This is a genomic window from Microcoleus sp. CAWBG27 (assembly GCF_020883145.1).
Classification (GTDB): Bacteria; Cyanobacteriota; Cyanobacteriia; order Cyanobacteriales; family Microcoleaceae; genus Microcoleus.
The window spans coordinates 1-18,843 of record NZ_JAHREU010000064.1 but is presented as its reverse complement, the minus strand read 5'-3'; the positions used below and the strand labels follow the sequence as shown (position 1 = coordinate 18,843).

At 46.2% G+C, this 18,843-nt stretch carries 17 protein-coding genes and 1 pseudogene; 8 read left to right on the top strand and 10 right to left on the bottom strand.

Features of this window, described 5'->3' with window-relative positions:
- Positions 1-65 precede the first annotated feature (65 nt).
- Positions 66-485, top strand: a complete 420-nt coding sequence (locus tag QZ938_RS26405; protein ID WP_293154280.1) for a hypothetical protein — start codon at positions 66-68, stop codon at positions 483-485.
- A gap of 279 nt (positions 486-764) precedes the next feature.
- On the opposite strand, the gene QZ938_RS26400 is transcribed toward QZ938_RS26405, so the two are convergent.
- Positions 765-1,031: a hypothetical protein gene (locus QZ938_RS26400; protein WP_293154278.1), complete on the bottom strand. Its 267-nt coding sequence runs from the start codon at positions 1,029-1,031 to the stop codon at positions 765-767.
- Between the two features lie 420 nt (positions 1,032-1,451).
- Here QZ938_RS26400 and QZ938_RS26395 point away from each other — a divergent pair, with 420 nt between their 5' ends.
- The 3 genes from QZ938_RS26395 (at position 1,452) to QZ938_RS26385 (ending at position 3,513) form a co-directional block, all read left to right on the top strand.
- Positions 1,452-2,009 carry an NUDIX hydrolase gene (locus tag QZ938_RS26395; RefSeq protein ID WP_293354435.1) on the top strand — a complete coding sequence of 186 codons (558 nt, stop codon included), beginning with the start codon at positions 1,452-1,454 and terminating at the stop codon, positions 2,007-2,009.
- Between the two features lie 74 nt (positions 2,010-2,083).
- Positions 2,084-2,821, top strand: a complete 738-nt coding sequence (locus QZ938_RS26390; protein ID WP_293354433.1) for an ATP-binding cassette domain-containing protein — start codon at positions 2,084-2,086, stop codon at positions 2,819-2,821.
- A gap of 41 nt (positions 2,822-2,862) precedes the next feature.
- The gene (locus QZ938_RS26385; protein ID WP_293354431.1) at positions 2,863-3,513 is read left to right on the top strand and encodes an ABC transporter permease; all 651 of its coding nucleotides are present in this window, start codon (positions 2,863-2,865) and stop codon (positions 3,511-3,513) included.
- Between the two features lie 108 nt (positions 3,514-3,621).
- Here QZ938_RS26385 and QZ938_RS26380 read toward each other — a convergent pair whose 3' ends face one another.
- Positions 3,622-7,293: a PAS domain-containing protein gene (locus QZ938_RS26380; protein WP_293354429.1), complete on the bottom strand. Its 3,672-nt coding sequence runs from the start codon at positions 7,291-7,293 to the stop codon at positions 3,622-3,624.
- Between the two features lie 246 nt (positions 7,294-7,539).
- Positions 7,540-8,151, bottom strand: coding sequence for a DUF1802 family protein (locus QZ938_RS26375; RefSeq protein ID WP_293354427.1), 612 nt, complete (start codon positions 8,149-8,151; stop codon positions 7,540-7,542).
- Between the two features lie 125 nt (positions 8,152-8,276).
- Between QZ938_RS26375 and QZ938_RS26370 the strand changes: the two are divergent.
- Positions 8,277-9,248: pseudogene (locus tag QZ938_RS26370) on the top strand (aldo/keto reductase).
- A gap of 184 nt (positions 9,249-9,432) precedes the next feature.
- Positions 9,433-11,304: a serine/threonine-protein kinase gene (locus QZ938_RS26365; RefSeq protein WP_293354425.1), complete on the top strand. Its 1,872-nt coding sequence runs from the start codon at positions 9,433-9,435 to the stop codon at positions 11,302-11,304.
- A gap of 259 nt (positions 11,305-11,563) precedes the next feature.
- Here the strand turns inward: QZ938_RS26365 and QZ938_RS26360 are convergent, their stop codons facing one another.
- Both QZ938_RS26360 and QZ938_RS26355 read right to left on the bottom strand, forming a co-directional pair.
- Positions 11,564-12,076: a Uma2 family endonuclease gene (locus QZ938_RS26360; RefSeq protein WP_363318900.1), complete on the bottom strand. Its 513-nt coding sequence runs from the start codon at positions 12,074-12,076 to the stop codon at positions 11,564-11,566.
- 52 nt (positions 12,077-12,128) lie between these two features.
- Entirely contained in the window at positions 12,129-12,635 is a 507-nt protein-coding gene (locus QZ938_RS26355) for a hypothetical protein (protein ID WP_293354423.1), read from the bottom strand.
- Between the two features lie 232 nt (positions 12,636-12,867).
- Between QZ938_RS26355 and QZ938_RS26350 the strand changes: the two genes are divergently transcribed.
- Positions 12,868-13,761, top strand: a complete 894-nt coding sequence (locus tag QZ938_RS26350; RefSeq protein ID WP_293354421.1) for a hypothetical protein — start codon at positions 12,868-12,870, stop codon at positions 13,759-13,761.
- A 134-nt stretch (positions 13,762-13,895) separates the two neighbouring features.
- Positions 13,896-14,018, top strand: a complete 123-nt coding sequence (locus QZ938_RS26345) for a hypothetical protein (RefSeq protein WP_293354419.1) — start codon at positions 13,896-13,898, stop codon at positions 14,016-14,018.
- 260 nt (positions 14,019-14,278) lie between these two features.
- Here QZ938_RS26345 and QZ938_RS26340 read toward each other — a convergent pair whose 3' ends face one another.
- From QZ938_RS26340 to QZ938_RS26320, 5 genes are all read right to left on the bottom strand, one after another.
- Positions 14,279-14,671, bottom strand: coding sequence for an aspartyl protease family protein (locus QZ938_RS26340; protein ID WP_293354417.1), 393 nt, complete (start codon positions 14,669-14,671; stop codon positions 14,279-14,281).
- The gene (locus QZ938_RS26335) at positions 14,664-14,882 is read right to left on the bottom strand and encodes a hypothetical protein (RefSeq protein WP_293354415.1); all 219 of its coding nucleotides are present in this window, start codon (positions 14,880-14,882) and stop codon (positions 14,664-14,666) included. The genes QZ938_RS26340 and QZ938_RS26335 overlap by 8 nt, the downstream gene beginning before the upstream one ends.
- A 125-nt stretch (positions 14,883-15,007) precedes the next feature.
- Complete coding sequence (locus QZ938_RS26330) at positions 15,008-15,943, bottom strand: branched-chain amino acid ABC transporter permease (RefSeq protein WP_293354413.1); 936 nt, start codon at positions 15,941-15,943, stop codon at positions 15,008-15,010.
- A gap of 243 nt (positions 15,944-16,186) precedes the next feature.
- Positions 16,187-17,137 carry a branched-chain amino acid ABC transporter permease gene (locus QZ938_RS26325; protein ID WP_293354411.1) on the bottom strand — a complete coding sequence of 317 codons (951 nt, stop codon included), beginning with the start codon at positions 17,135-17,137 and terminating at the stop codon, positions 16,187-16,189.
- 119 nt (positions 17,138-17,256) lie between these two features.
- Positions 17,257-18,549 (bottom strand): ABC transporter substrate-binding protein, encoded by a 1,293-nt coding sequence (locus QZ938_RS26320; RefSeq protein ID WP_363318899.1) that lies wholly within the window; start codon positions 18,547-18,549, stop codon positions 17,257-17,259.
- Positions 18,550-18,843: the final 294 nt, after the last annotated feature.

The window sequence follows — 18,843 nt, the reverse complement described above, 5'->3', positions numbered from 1 at the left end:
TAAAGCTAATGTTTTGCCCCTACCTAATTAGTGCTAACCGTCATAAAGTTGAGGAGATGAATCGGATGAAATCGAAATTATTTTGGAGTTGCTGCACCGTATTGGTAGCCAGCTTACCTATTCCTGCCTTCGCTCAAACAGCCCCTCAAGCAGGTATTGACTACAAAGGCGGCTCAAAGAACTACCAAACAGTACCGGGCAAAATTCCTGAAAGAACTTTACCCAAAGCCTTTGACTTTCCAATTATTACCAACGTTGCTACTGACACTAGCATCACCACAGATCACCTAATTACCGAGCAGTTTCGCGCCCCCGCGACTCGTACAGAATACACCAGCGCTCTCACCACCTGGTCAGAATCTATCAGAGAATGTCTGGCAAAACAGCCCCGCTTGATCCGGGCCAGCACCAAGAACCCGATTCAGATTAATGGCAAAGTAGGCACGATTGTCAGAAATGCAAATAACCGTGCAGTTTGCAAATAAGCGAGTAAGTTCCGCTGTCTGAAGACAAAAACTAAAGAGTGTTTTTACACAAAAAGAGCAATAGAAAACCTATTGCTCTTTTTGTGTAAAAACTCAATTGGTTTGTAGTGAGGACTTTAGTCCTTCTTAATTTCTGAGGACTAAAGTCCTCACTTGGTTTGTAGTGAGGACTTTAGTCCTTCTTAATTTCTGAGGACTAAAGTCCTCACTACAAACCTGATAATTCCACAAATATGCTCTGAAACCCGAAGGATAGGGATTTCAAACTCTAATTCTCGATTAAGTAGCGCAAAATTCATTCGTATTCAGCAAAATTTCCCCATAATCAGGAATCCAAGCCAGCCACTTTTGGTCGGAGCACTGACACAACAACCACGCTTCATCAAAACTGAATGCTGTTGGCGGATTGAACAGTTTGACCCACATCGAAGGAGCCAATTTTGGTGCAGGTACGGCGCAGCCAAATTTTGCCCAGTCCAAGGCACTCGCGGCGCTGGCTAGCGTTGCTTGCGGTTGCCGACTACGAATATCTGTTTGCAGTTGCATAACTACTCCTGTAGAGCTAAAAGTCAGCACGCCTTGCGGGGTTTCAACAACTCATCACCAAAGGCGCAGATCAACTTAGATTATGTAGTCTATGCTACTGAATTTTCTTGGGTTCTGTGTGCTATTGTAGCAAAAATTTACAATCTAGATCGAAAAACCGGGTCAAAGCTGAAAAGACCGATCGACTATTTGGGCGATCGACAATTATCAATTACGATCGATCGGTCAAAACATTTAATTTATAGCAACCATGGCCGACGCTTAGAATATTCTTAATTATTTTGTCCCTCTTCGTTCTTCCCTATTCTCTCTTCCTTCTTGCTTCGGTCAACTGTCAACTGTCAACTAAGAGGGCGGGCACGCACCATCCGCCGCCCCTACAAACTGTCAACTGTCAACTGTCAACTGTCAACTGTCAACATGAACCCAACCGAAAATTTCAACTGGAAAACTCTAGACAGATTTGTAGAAATCAACTCTCATTGGGTAAAACTAATTGGCGAACATCTCGAAACAACCGAAGGGCAAATAGTAGAATATTGGCGAGTAGAAAGACCAGATTCAGTGGTCGTCTTAACAATTCAAGCTGACAAATTGCTGTTGCCCTCACCGATGTATCGCGCCGGCGTAGCAGCAGCAACCCTCGACTTTCCCGGCGGTCGCGTACCAGAAGCCGCAACACCAGCAGCCACAGTTCCAGCTATAATCAAAAAAGAACTAGGCGTGACAGAAAGTGCGATCGCCCGCATCCAACCAATCAACACCACAGGCTGGGAAATCAACAGTTCATTCTCCAATCAAAAACTCTACGGTTTTGTAGCAGAATTGCACCCCACAGCCACAGTAAACCCCGAACTAATCGGTGCTGCATATCCTGTAACCCCCGACGGAATTCGCGACTTGCTCAAAAAATTAACTTGCCTCCAATGTCGAGCCTTGTTGCTAGAATGGCAAAACCAAGATAATTTTAGATTGTAGATTTTGGATTTTGGATTCTCCCGCAACACTCGCCGATTGACGATTTATTAAAACCAATATCACCCAAACTAATCATGGCTCTCAACAATGAAGTTGCTGTCGAATGCCTCGACGTTACATATCGGCTCAACCGCAGACATTTAGTAGAAAAACTCAATTTTAAAGTGTTCCAAGGAGAAATTTTAGTATTGTTAGGACGCAGCGGTAGTGGCAAAACTACTACCATGAAATTGATTAACAATTTACTAACGCCAAGCAGTGGCGAAGTGCTTGTCATGGGAAAACCGACAACTCAGTGGAACGCAATTCAACTGCGGCGAAAAATTGGCTACGTAATTCAAGAAATCGGTTTGTTTCCCCATTTTACCGTCGAGCAAAACGTTGGTTTAGTGCCGAAATTGGAAGGCTGGGAGGACGATCGCATAAAATCTCGCGTCCACCAACTGTTAGAATTACTGAATCTTGACCCCCAGCACTTCGCCAAACGCTATCCCCATCAGTTATCCGGCGGACAGCGGCAGCGTGTAGGCGTCGCCAGAGCACTTGCAGCAGACCCTCCGCTGCTATTAATGGACGAACCGTTTGGTGCTTTAGACCCCATTACTCGCCTGGAATTACAGCGGGAATTCGGTCAATTGCAGCAGCAACTAGGGAAAACTGTGATTTTTGTGACTCACGGAATTCAAGAAGCTTTTTTTTTAGCCTCTAAAATTGGTTTGATGCAAGACGGAAGGTTGGTTGAATTGGCATCGCCTGAGAATTTTATGAAATCTCAGCATCCAGAAGCTCGCGCCTTTTTGGAATCTTTTTAATTAGCTAAATACGAATGCTGTTAGCAATCATGAATTACGCAATGATTAATTTTATTAACCGCTATGGTGCTGAGATGGTTCAGAGGTCGATGGAACACTTGTATTTAGTAATAGTCGCGATTGTTATATCTACGATTGTGGGAATTCCTCTGGGGATTTTAGTCACGAGAAAACCCAAATTGAAAAAGCCGATTTTGGGCTTTGCGAATATTATGCAAACAATTCCCAGTTTGGCTTTGTTTGGCTTGCTAATTCCGGTGCCAGTTGTGGGCGGAATAGGCGATCGCACGGCAATCATCGCCCTGACACTCTATTCCCTACTGCCAATTGTCCGCAACACTTACACGGGCATTGTCGGGGTCGATCGGGCGATTGTGATGGCCGGGACAGGCATGGGAATGACGGATATGCAACTGTTGTGGCAGGTGGAACTTCCCCTGGCGCTGGGCGTGATTTTGGCGGGCGTGCGAGTGGCTGCGGTAATTGCGATCGGGCTAGCAACTATTGCGGCGGCAATTGGTGCAGGTGGCTTGGGAGTCTTTATTTTTCGGGGCGTTGCTACAGTCAACAATCAGTTACTTTTGGCTGGGGCAATTCCGGCGGCTTTGATGGCCTTAGCTGCGGATTTTGGGCTGGGTTTCGTGGAAGCGCGTCTCTCGAAAAGTACATTGAAAGGTGTTAAAGAGGACTGAATTTGTATTTAAGGTATGTAGTTGCGCTGTCTTCGCTCCGGTTTTATCTATTAAGAGAGCGCTGAAGCGCAACAACGTACCTAAGAGGGCTGAAGCCCAACAACGTACCTAAGATCGCACTTCCTCTACTTCCTCTGCTAAGTTCATCTCAGGTTCAGCCTTTAAAAGCGGCAAACTTACCCTAAAAGTAGATCCCTGATTCTCGCCCGCACTCTCCGCAGCAATTGTCCCGCCGTGTGCTTCGACTAAATGGCGGACGATCGCCAATCCCAATCCCAGCCCGCCATATTTGCGCGTCAGAGACACGTCTTCCTGGTAAAAAGAATCAAAAATAGATAGCAAAAAGTCAGGGTGGATGCCTTTACCGGTATCGCTGACGGCAATCAGCGCCCGATTGCCCGATCGCTCCAGCCGAATCTCCACTCTGCCACCGTTGGGAGTAAACTTAATCGCATTAGAAAGCAAGTTCCAGACAATCTGCTGGAGTCGTACCGCATCGCCCGACACCAACCCCAGATCCGGCACCACCGCATGAATCTCGATCGACTTAGCCACCGCTGCCGTTTTCACAGTATCGATCGCAGATTCGACAGCCAAACTCAAATTCACCGGGGTGGGATTCAAGCTCAGTTTGCCGTGCATAATCCCCGCAATATCGAGCAAATCATCAATCAACTGAGTCTGCAATCTGGCATTGCGCTCGATCGTGTCTAAAGCTTTAGCAGTTTGAGCCGCATTCAAAGCTTGACTTTGCAGCAGTTGCGCCCATCCCAGGATCGGATTCAAGGGCGATCGCAATTCGTGAGAAAGCACAGCTAAAAATTCATCCTTAGCACGGTTAGCTTTTTCCGCTGCTGCGCGCAGAGCTTTTTCCTGCTGCAAAATACTGTCGCGCTGCTTTTCCAAGCATTTTTGGTCTTCAATATCAGTTGCGGTACCAAACCATTTGACAACTCGATCCGATTCATTCTTGACGGGAATAGCTTGGTGCAAAAACCATCGATACACGCCGTCGCAGCGCCGCAATCTACCTTCGGCTTGATAAGGGCTGCCGTCTTGTTGAGCAGACATCCAACGATCGCCCATCATAGAGACATCCTCAGGATGGACAACCGCCGGCCAACCTTCGGCTTGGGCTTGTGCTAGCGTCAACCCAGTAAAATCTAACCAGCGTTGGTTGACATCTAGCAATACTCCCTCAGCGTTTGCTGTCCATACTAATTGTGGGATTGATTCTGTTAAATATCGATAGCGTTCTTCGCTTTGGCGGATCTCTTCCTCAGCGTGCTTGCGATCGGTAATGTCGAGGTTAATGCCGCTCAACTGTAGCGGTTCATTTTGCGGGCTTAAGCTGAGGCGGGCCAGCCCCAGAAGCCACCGCACGCCGTATTTCGGGTGAACAATGCGGAATTCGCAGTGAAACTCTTCGCAGTGTTGCTCTACAACTCTCTCCACCTCTGCATTTGCTCGATCGCGATCCTCGGGGTGCACGGCATTTAACCAATCTGCGTATTCGGGTGCACCCTTCGCAGGATCGAGTCCGTACAAATCGAAATTTTCCCGGGACCAAAAAACTTTGCCAGTGGGAATTTCCCAGTGCCACGAGCCGGCATGGGCCCCCGAGAGTGCCAATCGCAGGAGTTGCTCGTTGTGGCGCAAGGATGCTTCTGCTTGTTTGCGCTTGGTGATGTCGATCAAGGTTCCCACGTAGCCCGTCACCGTTCCGTTACTGTCTAGGTAGGGCAGTGACTGGGTGTAGTACCAGGTAATGCTGCCGTCTGGCTTTACGTGCCTGCCTTCGTTCTGGTAAATTCCTCTGGGCTCAGGTTTTTCACGCCACTCTTGCCATTCTCTCCTCAGACGCTCGTGTTCGTCGGGATGCAAAGCTTGCACCCATCCCATCCCCAAGGCCTCTTCTACCGATCGGCCTGTCATTTCGCCCCAACGGCGGTTGACATAGAGACAATTATTTTGAAGATCGAACCGGAAAATGGCAGCGGGAGAGGCTTCTGCTAGGGTTGCAAACTGGCGTTCGTTCTCTAGCAAAGCGATTTCAGCTTGTTTGCGATCGGTAATATCCTCAGCAATTCCTGTGAGCCGATAAATCCTTCCTGTCTCATCTTTGACCGGAAAACAGCGGTCTCTCACCCAGCGTACAGTGCGATCGGGCAAAACAATCCGGTACTCTTCATCGAACTTTCCTTCAACAGCTTTCTGCTCAAACGCTCGGGCGTTCGATTCGCGGTGTTCCGGATGCACTAAATCCTGCCAAACCCGAGAGTCATCATACAAAGATTTGGGATTCAAGCCCCACAGCCGTTCGTAGGCAGGACTGACATAAAGCACTCGCCCCGAAGGGTAATCGGAAATCCAGAACACAGCATCGATGCTTTCTGCTAACTGGCGGAAGCGTTCTTCGCTTTCCCGTAAAATTGCTTCGGTGCGCTTCCGCTCTTGCAGTTCGTGTTGTGCTTGCTGATAAAGCTCAGCCTGCCGGATAGCAATGCTCACCTGCTGGGCCAACTGCTGAAGCAAATCAATTTCTAAAGGTTGCCACAGGCGCGGGGCGCCGCAGTGATGGACAATCAGCAGTCCCCAACACTGTTTTTCGTGCAGGATGGGTACGACTAGATTTGCCCTGACTTGAAATTGAGCCAGCAGTTCGACGTGACAAGGGTCGATCGAGACATCGTGAATATCTGTTTTTGCCGTCACCAATCCTTGACGGTAGGGTTCGAGATAACTCTCGGCCAAACAGGGATCGTAGATTTGGGAAGCTAGGATCGATCGCCACGCAGTGCCCACAGATTCTGCTACCACAGTCCCGCCACCATCTGGCTGCAACCGAAACACGATCGCCCGATCCGTGTCGAGAAACTGTCGCACTTCCTCTACGGTTGTTTGCAAAACGCGCTCTAAATCCAGCGATTGGTGAACTTGTTGAGCAATTAGGGCGATCGCGCGCTCTCGCTGCAATCGTTGCAGGCGTTCTGCTTCTGCCTGTTTCGACTGAGTGAGGTCTACTACTGTACCCAGGAACCGCAGCGGTTTGCCAGCCCAGTCATAGTAAAGTTGCCCTTTAGCGCCTACCCAATGCAGCGAACCATCGGCCCAGACAGTGCGAAATTCAACTTCATAGTTAATCCCTGTCCCAAGGGTACTGGTAATAGCCTCGCCAATAATCTCGCGGTCTTCGGGATGTACGAGTTCGATAAAATCTTCATAACTTGCCGGAGAAGTTCCCAGCGGTAGACCAAAAATCGGCCCTACCAGATTAGACCACACCACACAATTCTTAGGAATCTGCCATTCCCAAGTACCCATCCCAGCGGCTTTCAACGCTAAGTGCAAGCGTTCTTCGTTTTGTTGCAATTTGGCGTGTAATTGCGCTTTGTCGATCGTCGCATTCACCGCCAGCCGCAAGCTCTCCGGTGTCAATTGTTCTTTGATGAGATAGTCTTGGGCGCCGGCTTTGATAGCTTCGACTGCGATCGTCTCGTTCCCGAACCCCGCCACCACGATCGCAGGTAAATATCGCTGCGATACTATTTTGCTTCGCAGTTGGGCGATAAATTGCAAACCGTCCATATCTGGCAGCCGATAATCGAACAACACCAAATCTGGCTGGTGCCGTTCCCACAGCGCCAACCCTTCTTTCCCTAACGGGGCTGCGATTATGTTGTATTGGTACTCGCGATCGCGCAGCAGATACTGTCGGTACTTATGACAGTCTTCCGGGCTGCGATCGACAATCAAGACGGTGCGCTGGATCTGACTCATTGCAAACCTTCCTTGCAAGCGCGATCGATCTTCATGGCAATTTCACAGCACCCATCGTGTAAAGTCTGGATGCTTCCCTTCAATTGACGAACATTCATCGGAGCGATCGTACAGCTATAATTTGTAACAGATACTGGCAAAACATGAGCCAAACGCAGAAAGTCTATTTTTTGTATCGGCTTAAAAAGCAGATCGTTGCTACCAATACATTCTATCTACTTTCAACAAGTTATACGTAGATAAATTTTAAACCGTCAGCGTTGTGATTGTCTGCAAACCATCGGCATTCGGAGGATTTGCCATCAGATTGCGAATTTCATGCGATCGTGCAATGTACTCTCCATCGCTTAAAACAGCTTCACTCCCCTCCAGAGAAATAGGACTTGCCAAATCAATCCAAGAACGACAACCGCCGTATTCAGAAATGTACGGAATTTCGGCTGTTTCTGCGAGGCGATAAGCGCGCAGCAATAAAATATAAATTGGCTGGTTTTGTTTCCATTTCAGGCGGTCGCCGACAAATTTTTCATTCCAAATATGGTAAGGAAGCAGTGCCTTAATTGCTGGCTCCCAAGCCACCAAAAAAACATCAGTAATCTCAGCCCAACTGGCAATTCTAATATTTTCTGGATGCCAACCCGATTCTACAATTTTCACTTGACTTGCAAAATCTGGCTTTAATAAATCAGGTTGTTGGTGTTCAAAAGTTGGATAAAGCAAGACTTGCTTGTCACTGACATTAAACTGTCCCGCTTGCTCGCGAATACCACCCTTTCGCAACAGCAAAATCGTTTTGCCACATTCTAAAGCATTAACCGCTACATTCCATTCTTTCAGCGCGCAAGTAGTTGATTTCATAGGTGTTTTTTAGAGTTTAACAATAGTAACAAAATCGGTGACTCAAAGCTACTATACCTACTTTTTTCTGTTAAAATTAGATAGATTGAGGGTGAATACTAAAAATCCAAATGAGGACTTAGGGTATGGAAAAGCGACAATTGGGGACATCGGAAATTCAAATAACCCCGATAATTATGGGGACTTGGCAAGCTGGGAAGTGGATGTTGGTGGGAATTGAGGATGCTGAAAGTGTCAAAGCCATGCGCGCCGCTTTTGAGGCCGGTATTACCACCTTTGATACGGCTGAGGTTTACGGAGAAGGGCATTCGGAACAAATTATCGGTCAAGCACTTTCAGACGTGCGATCGCAAGTAGTATATGCTAGCAAAGTCTTTGCCAACCACCTCAGAGCAGATTTGGTAGTCGAAGCGTGCGATCGCTAAAAAACCTCAACACCGATTATATCGACCTGTACCAAATCCACTGGCCCGCCGACACTTGGAATTCCAAAGCTGTACCAATTGCCGAAACAATGGACGCCCTGAACAAATTAAAGCAACAGGGGAAGATTCGGGCGATCGGCGTTTCCAACTTTTCCCAGGCCCAAATAGCAGAAGCCTCCCAATACGGACGCATTGACAGCTTGCAACCGCCCTATTCTCTGTTTTGGCGCTGCGTAGAAAAAGACGCCATGCTCTACTGTCAAGAAAATCATATCTCAATCATCGCCTATTCATCTCTAGCCCAAGGAATATTGACAGGTGAATTTGGGCCAGAACACAAATGTGCAGAAGGAGATCGCCGCGCCAAAAATAAGCTGTTCCTCAAAGAAAATTATGCCCGAGTGCAAACAGCATTAAATCAACTGCCGCCAATTGCCGATCGCCACCAGACAAGCTTGGGAAACTTAGCATTGGCCTGGTTGATTGTGCAGCCGCAAACCAATGCAATTGTCGGCGCCCGCGACGCCCAACAAGCCACCGATAACGCTAAAGTGGCTGAGGTAAAGTTAAGTCAGGAGGACTTAAAAGAGATTGACGCGATCGGGCGAACAGTCACCCGGGCGAACAGTCACCGATCGTTTAGATGACAATCCCGTCATGTGGAACTTCTAAAATAGCTTGGGATCGGAATACCGGGCGGTTGAAACCGCGTCTATACAAACCAAACCCGCCTCCGCGGGTTGAAGACAAAAGCGGTTAAAATTTTTTTATTTTCTTCAGTCTGCGGAGGCAGACTTCGTTTGTGTAGACGCGGTTTCAACCGCCGTCTTATCTAAAATCTAAAATCTAAAATCGAATGAGTTACTGTTTAAACCCGAACTGTTCCAAGCCCCACAACCCGGATGCAGCCAAAATTTGCCGCAATTGCCGGTCAAAACTGCTGCTGCGCGACAGATACCGTGCTATAAAGGCGATCGGACAAGGCGGCTTTGGCAGAACATTTCTCGCCGTAGACGAAGACAAACCCTCCAAACCCCGCTGCGTCATCAAGCAATTTTTACCAGACAGCCAACTAATACCATCTGGAGTCGATCGCAACAGCAAAAAAGCAGCCCAACTTTTTGAACAAGAAGCAATGCGATTAGACGAATTGGGCAAACACCCCCAAATTCCCGAACTATTAGCCTATTCCACCCAAGACAACCGACAATACGTAGTACAAGAATTTATCGACGGCCAAAACTTAGCACAAATCGTCGAACAAGAAGGAACATTTACAGAAACTCAAATCAAAGACTTACTCAATAGCTTATTACCAGTCATTCACTTCATCCACTCGCACAACGTCATTCACCGAGACATCAAACCCGGAAACATCATTCGCCGCGCCGACAAACAATTAGTTTTAGTAGATTTTGGCGCCGCCAAAATTGCCACAGGTACGGCATTACTCAAAACAGGAACCAGCATCGGCAGCCCCGAATACATCGCCCCCGAACAAGCCAGAGGCAAAGCATTTTTTACCAGCGATTTGTACAGTTTAGGCGTAACTTGCCTGTATTTGCTAACACAAGTTTCCCCATTTGACCTTTTCGATCCAGGCGAAGATGCCTGGATCTGGCGGCAATATTTAACAAATAACCCTGTCAGCGAAGAATTAGGAAAAATCTTAGATAAAATGATTGACAATGCTACCAACCGCCGCTATCAAACGGCTGTTGAAGTATTAAAAGAAATAAATCCGCAAAGTGCGATCGACCTAGCAATACCCGAAAAACAATCCAACAAGTTAATTAAACCAGAAAAAACTACCGCCCAGCCCCAACAACCTACATATAACTGGCAATGTATTCACACCTTAACAGGTCATAAAAACTTAATTTACTCTGTTGCTTTCAGCCCCAACGGAGAAGTCATAGCCAGCGCTAGCGATGACAAAACAATCAAACTGTGGCGAGTAGAAGACGGGCAAGAAATAGTTACTCTTGCAGGCCATACTAACTCAGTATATACAGTAGCTTTCAGCCCCGACGGACTGATGCTAGCCAGCAGCAGCCACGACAAAACAATCAAACTTTGGCGCATGAAAGACGGGCAAGAAATGCGATCGCTTGTGGGTCACAGCAACTCAGTTTACGGCGCAGCATTCAGTCCCGATGGAACTCTAATTGCTAGCAGCAGTTGGGACAGAACAATCAAGATTTGGCGAATCAAAGACGGACAAGAAATCTGCACCCTGGCGGGTCACATCAACTTAGTTTATTGTGTCGCCTTTAGCCCCGATGGCGAAACTCTTGCTAGCAGCAGTTGGGACAGAACAATCAAGATTTGGCGAGTCAAAGATGGGAAACTAATTCGCACGCTGACAGGTCATACAGACAGCGTTCGCTGCATAGCTTTCAGTCCGAACGGCGAGTTTTTGGCTAGCGGCAGCCACGACAATACAATTAAAATTTGGTGGGTTAAAGATTGGCAAGAAGTTTTAACTATCAGAGGTCATTCGTGGTATGTTGATTCTATTGCCTTTAGTCCAGATAGCGAGATTCTGGCTAGCAGCAGCAATCAAACTATTAAGATTTGGCGAGTTAAAGACGGTGAAGAAATTTGCAATATTGCAGGTCATACTAACTCGGTTTATTCGGTTAATTTTAGCCCGGAAGGAGAGTTTTTGGCTAGCGGTAGCAGTGACAAAACTATTAAAATTTGGCAGAATACCATGTTTGTTTAATTAGCGCGATCGAAATTGTTTGTAATCGTTGGGCGGGGGCAGGTTTATGATAATTTTCGGTTTTAGGCAATTATTGTTGGTGAACCTGCCCCTACAGGAATTACGATCGATTCACCGAACACCATATGATTCAACCGTTTTCCCTTTCAATTTTCAGTCGCAACTCCCGAATAACTGTACTTGTATGGCGATCGCGCGACATTTGCCAGCATTCCTCCACAATTTCTGATATATTAAAATTGGGAAAATAACGGCTAACTTAACTTTCGACATAGCGATCGTTTTGCAAGTCGTAAATTCTGAGCTTATTTTTCTTAAACAGCCACACTTCCGGCACTTGATAAGGCAAGTAATCATCTAAATCCGTATAGCTAGTTACGTCTACTTCAATCACCAGATCGGGCGGCGGTTCAACACCCCAAGCAATCCGATCTTTACCAAGAATTGCCGCGCAATTATCAATATAAAAACAATAATCTGGTTCAATTCCTCTTTCCTCCGGCAAATCCATCGTAATTGGCGTAAACGCTTCATAATCTCGCCCCAAGCAATCTAGCAAAACTTTGACAACATCAGCAATGATATTTGCTTGTTTTCCGTGTACGGGTAAAGGGGACATTAACAAAATTTCTCCTGGCCGATATTTGATGCGCGGAATTGAACGATCGCCCAATTGTTCTACAAGTGCTTGGTAATCCTGCCAACTACCAGGAAATTTTATCAGTGTTCCTGGTGGCAAATGAATCTTTTCTGGGGTGACGACTGCGAACATAAAACTTATACCTCGACTGAGGATGTGTGTTTTAAACAACTAAAAGCTATTATCAATCTATCTGCTTCACTACCTCCGAGGCTAACCCTAGCACCTCTGCAATTTGCTCATCCCTCAATCCCAACTGTCGTAATTTAACAATCATTTCAATTTTAACTTGATTCGTGCCATCCTGGTAGTCGGGAGTCGGAGGCTGACTTTTATCTGGGGTAGGAGTGGGTAGTTCTGAGCAACCATTGATATAGTTAATTGTATTGCTATCACCATCAATATTATTACTATTATTTAAAGCATTTTTTATAGTTGATTGCCGTTTTAGGACAGATTTAAGATTACGTTTATCCACTGGTTCGCCGAAAACATCAGATAACATATGCAAAAGCTCGTAACCTACATCTTTAGCATGACCCGCAGTACAACCATAAGTATTTGCAATATCAGAATACTTTTGTCGCTTCAGTATTCCCTCGATAATTCCACGCTGCAAGTCATTTAGATGTTTGCCTGTCTTCGCACTGAGCACTTCATCTACAAATTGCAAGATATGGGCAGTGTCCATCAGTAGGCGTGTCAGAGAACTCTAGTTAGTATACCCGACTTTATCCGCCTTTATCCGTCTTTTTCCGCCTTGCATCCAAATTTTATAAATACCCGTCTTTTTCCGTCTTTTTTCGCTTTGCAGTTTTGTGCGATCGGTCTAAGATACAGAAAATGTAAGATTCATCGAACTTGCATCGCCCAGCATCATAGAGCAGATACCCCCTGAACGGTTACAATTAGGAGAATGAAAAATGGCACAAAAATACACTCTTACTTTCCAAAACAACTCTTCCAATAACTGGGATTTCTGCTGCTTTCAGCAAGACCCAGACATGAATAATCCTGAAGTCATGTCACTCGCATGGTTCGCTCTTCCTGTTGCTCAGACAACATCTGTCTCCTTTACTTGGGAGATTGATTATCAGTTTGTCTGGTCTCAGGCTGGAACCCTCAGTGCTGGCGTTATATTCTCGGCTTCACAGAAATGGGATGCCGATCTCACAACCTCAAACAATGTTAATTTTACAAGAAGGCCCAACGGAGCTTTTACGTTTCAGAATCAAGCGGCCGGTGGTCAAGTTGACACTCTATACATCCATCAAGATGCCACAATTCCGGCGAACGCTGCCGCAGTTGGCATCAATATGGGGATTGTTGGTTCACCTCCAGGTACAGGTACTGGCACGTTCGTGGTTCCAGCACAGATGAACATAAGCGCAACCTTTACGCCGCACCCAGAATATTGGTGCACATTCGGTCAGTATACTCCAGGACAAGTCTTGGATATCGGCGAGATGACAGAAAAAGCCCAGATTATCTTTCCCCCCAATGTGTACCAGATGGTAGCTACCCTTACCGAAGAGAACACCTGGGATGTTAAGTCCCTGCAAAGTGTAAATGCAGCATTTTTAGCAGGAGATACCCGAAGAGCACACGCCCTGCTGGGTAGTTCGCGTACTGTACAACCAAACATGAATGCCAAGCTAAGCATAGGTAAGTATACAGCAAAATGTACGGGTGCTGGATCTTATAAATTTTGTAGTGCGAACACGGTGAATTTCAATAATCAGGTAACCTTCGAGGTCATCGCGAATGATACAATCTTCTCAAACAAGGGAGCGACTGCTATTACTCTTACTTTCTAAGCTAAGAGTCACCTACTTTGCGTATTTTAGTGGCTGAACCCTAGATGAGGTTCAGCTACGCAATTTAAATGTCTAACAGCTTAGTAAGAATATTAAGAAGCGGCTGATCCACTCACACTCAGGAGTATTGAAAGATGAAGCTACGATCTTCTGCCAAAGACGCTTGTGTGATTGAGTGTGAAATTTTAAGTCTGGATTCAACACTTCTAGTCCTGATCGCCCGCCTCGTAGTGCGATCGCTATTGTGGATTGGGTAAAGATTACGCAAAATCCTTTAACTATGATCTTAAAGCAATATTTGAGGATTTGCGAAAGAAGCAAATTGCCAGCGGGCGGAAAGTTGTGAAACTCCCGATCGAGCGCTGGGCCAACACTGAACTGCACTCGACAGCAAGCTAAAACATTACTTTTTTATTGATCGGCGATCGCACTCTTTGTGTGGATGCGATCGCCCCTTACTTTTTTTATCGATAGGACGATCGCCCTTGTCTTTTTTACCGATCGACATCGACGCTGATTAGAAGCGGATAATCTCGATCCTGCATTGCGATCGCTGAAAACAAACATCAAATTCTCGAAAGAAGTTTGTTTGCCCGAGAATTAAGGGCACCTGAGAGGATTGTGCCCAGGCAAATGCTAGACGAACTGGTTCCAGATTCCCAATTTGAACCTGTACAAATATACCCCGTGCCTCAACCCTTGCAAGATTTCCAGCCAATGGCAAGCGGATAGTTTGTTCCTCCCAAATTGCACCCAATTGCAGCCCTATGTCATAAGGTAATAGGTTGACCGCAGATCCAGTATCTAGCAGTGCATTCGCGGAGACAGAAAAGCCTGCATGAATCAGAGTAATGGGAATCGTGGGTAATGCTTCATCGTCAGAAAAGGGAAACTCGATCGTACTAGGCATGAGTAGATGCCTCTCGGTCATCCCGAATCATCTGCATCAGAATGTTTGCAGCTTCCGTTGCATCGTAGGGCGACCAAACCGGATACTCTGATGCAGAAAAAATAACTTGTAGTTCAGCCTTTGGGATTTGCACAGCTAGGAGTTTGAAGAGTGATAATTTGTCTGGCTGGCTCAGACTGTTCACCAAAGGAATTAACTCAGCGAGAGACATAGTTTAAACTCCTAGACATACGAGGATACATTTATCATAAGCGATCTGTGAGACACGGTTTTATAGATAGGCGATCGATAAGGACTGGGGATGCGATCGCACCTTTGTTTACCAATAATCTAATTTTAAACAGAATTGCGATCGCCCTTCCTCCACTTCTTCAACAACTCCGGCGTCACCAAACCTTGCGGAAAAAAGATTGTCCCCAAAACAATCAGCACCCCAAACACAATTAACCGCCCATCCCGCAGAAATTGCGCTAACCAAATCGGCAATCCCTGAATAGTGGCCATCCCCCTCAAAACCTCCGGCAAAGCAGTAAACACCATCCCACCCAAAACTGCTCCCAGAAAAGTTCTGCTACCACCAATCAACACAGAAGTCAAGTAAATAATACTAGCATCAAAAGTCCCTTGACGGGCGTTCCAAGTATTCAGGAAATGAGCACTAACCGCACCCACAACACCAGCTAAAACAGCACCTAATGTGAAAGCCAAAACCTTATAAAAAGTTGGGTTAATGCCGATCGCATCCGCCGCCAACTCATCAGCCCGAATCGCAGCAAAAGCCCGCCCCACCCGAATCCGTTCCAGCCGATAGACGATCGCCATACTTACCAACAGTAAAGGCAGTACAATCCACAAATACTCGATCGGCGTCCCAAACGGTTGCGGAATCCCAAAAATGCCCACAGCCCCGCCAGTGATATCCAGATTCAGCGATAAAACCCGCAAAATTTCCACAAAAGCAATAGTTGCGATCGCCAAATAAATCCCACTCAACCGCAGCGCCGGAATTCCCACCAAAATCCCCAGCAACCCCGAAACAACCCCTGCAATTATCATCTCCACTAACAGCAACGGCAGAGGAAACAAACCCCCTGTCGTCTTAAACACCGTCGTAGACAAAATCGCCGCAATATACCCACCCAACGCATAAAAACCAGGGCTAGCCAGAGACAACTGTCCAGTCATCAGAGGCAAATACAGCGACATTCCCAACATTGCACCCAGCAACATCGAAACGATTAAAAACCCGTAAGTAGTAAAAAATGTAGCCATAACTTTCTTTATTTCTTAGTCCGCGAAGGCGGACTTCGTTTGTATAGAAGCGATTTCAATCGCCGAATCTTTTGAATCAAACGCCTTTATTTCTTAGTCCGCGAAGGCGGACTTCGTTTGTATAGAAGCGATTTCAATCGCCGAATCTTTTGAATCAAACGCCTCTATTTCTTAGTCCGCGAAGGCGGACTTCGTTTTTGTAGAAGCGATTTCAATCGCCGAATCATCAAGGAAATAACAAACTTACACCTTTTGAATCAAACGCCGCCCAAACAAACCATGCGGCCTAACCAACAGCATCATAAACAATATAGCAAAAGCCACAGCATCCTTATAAGCCGAAAAATCACCAGGTACAAAAGCCTCCACCAAACCAATAATAAACCCACCCAAAACTGCCCCAGGAATACTCCCCAAACCCCCAAGCACAATCACCGCCAAACCCTTCAAACCAAAAGCAATCCCAAAATACGGCCCAGCAATACTCACGCTAGAACCCACCAAACTCCCAGCCAAACCCGCCAGAAAACTGCTCACGAAAAACGTCAACACAATATATCGATCGGTATCAATCCCCAACAAACTAGAAGTAGTAGCATCTTCAGCCACAGCCTGCATTGCTTTACCAAACTTAGTGAAATTTATCAAGTAAGTTAAAACAGCCACAATCGCAACAGATACCGCAAAAATAACTATTTGTACGCTACGAATTGGAATAGGTTTATCCACTGTTCCGAAGTTAATTGCCGCAGGCAAATAGCCGTAAGTATTAGCAGGAAAAGTGTAAATCTCCGCACCGACTAGATATTGGATGATATTAGCGATCGCCACTGCTGCACCCAAACTAGAAACCACCGTCAGCAAGGGATCTGAGTGCCGGCGGCGTAAAGGCAAAAAAGCAACTCGTTCCACAATTACTCCCACCAAACCAGCCATCACACTTCCCAAAATTAACGCAGCAGCAAAAGGCAATTGCACCGGAATTCGAGCATTAGCCCACAACCCATTAAAACCGACAGCACCTCCCATCAGCGCATAAGTGAAATAAGCACCCAAGGTAAATACAGCGCCGTGAGCAAAATTAATAATTCCCAGAATAGAAAACACCAGCGTGTATCCCAGTGCAAAAATAGCATACACGCTGCCGATCGACAAACCATTCAGAAATTGTTGCAGAAACAGAGTTAAGTCCATCGCCAGTCACTAATTAGGCATCAAAATTAAATCATTCAATCACAAATAGGATAAAAAACTACTGTCATATTTTTGACTACATTCGTTAAATCCCTACAAAATTCGTTGCCGAAATTCCTTTATTTCAAAAATTCAAACTTCCCATTAACTCCATCCGCATTCATTTTAATTTGTGCCACATAAAAGTCTTTTTGATTTATTTCACCTTCCGGCGTAAAAGAAATTTCCCCCAAAGGCGTATCATACTTGCCAGTCAACAACTGCTCATTAAGCTTTGTACGCAATTCTGCCAAAGGCTTTTCGCTAACCTTAGACTGAGCATTAATTGCCTTTAATGACTCCACAAAAACTTGTACGCCAGTAAAAGCTTGAGCGCTAAACTGAGGCGGTTCCTTCTTAAATTGAGCGCGATAAGCCTCGCGGAAAGCCTTATTAATTTCATTCTGATATTCCGGACTGTATGCTTGGGCAATCAAAACCCCATCGCAAAGAGCCTTGCAAACAGTAAATACATTGGAAGTATTCAAACCGTTGCCGCCAATAATAACGCCTTTGTAGCCCAACTCCCGCAATTGCTTAATTAAATTGCCTCCATCTGCGGCCAACCCAGAAATAATTATCAAATCGGGCTTGACATTGATCCCATTAGTGGCTTGAGATTGGAAATCTGTATCAGTAGTCAAGAATTTTTGGACTGTTGCCAATTCCAGCCCCATCTCTTTAACGGTTTTCTGAAAAGTTTCCGTCTCAGATTTGCTGAAAGCATCATTCTGAGCAAAAAACACGGCTACTTTCTTGATATTGGGATTTTGCTTCAGGGCTGCTTTAACCGCATTAGGTGCCACCACAGCGACAGGCGCGGAGACTCTGGCCACATAATCGCCAATCTGGGGAATACCTTTAGCCGTGTTGGAGGGTGCGAGGACGGGAACTTTGGCGCGATCGGCGATCGGATCGGCACCAAAAGCCTGCTGTGATAGAGTTGGGCCCACAATCCCCACCACCTTATCCTGATTGATCAGAGTATTAAACGCATTAATCGCCCCTTGTTCATCTCCACCCGTATCTTGGAACACCAGTCTAATCGGCGTCCCATCCACACCGCCCTTATCGTTAAAATACTTCTCAGCAATTTTCGCCCCAGCCACCTGTTCCTGACCGAGTAAAGCCACATTGCTAGTTTGCGCCACCCCAACCCCAACCGGAATAGCCGCAGAGTTCCCCGCAGCCGAAGCCTGTGGCGTAGCTGTGGGAGTTGGTGAAGTACCTGGAGATACTGTATTAGTACCAGTCTGGGGAGTGTTGGTCTGACTGCAAGCCAGCAGCAGTGAGGCGCAGGTTAGGAACAAGGCAGTAGGACGAGCAGTAGGTTTTTTCATGGGCGGGCGATCGAACACATATATATAGAACATCTGTCTGTGTCTGTAAAGATATTCTACCCATTAGCGGAAGAGTCCCCGGAAAAAAACCTTAGAATTACGCCCCAAACAAGTGAAATCCGGAAAAGCAGATTGGGCGATCGGGTGAAATAGTCTGTCTCAACAGCCAAAACGCATACGGTGTATAGTTTCTACACAACATCAAAAATATTTTCGCAAAACGCTTGACAACCCCTTGCGAAATAAGTATATTAATAAAGCGCCAGAGAGAGAGCGGTTCACACCGCGAACTTAAGGCACAGAGAACTGAACCTAGAAAAAAGAATA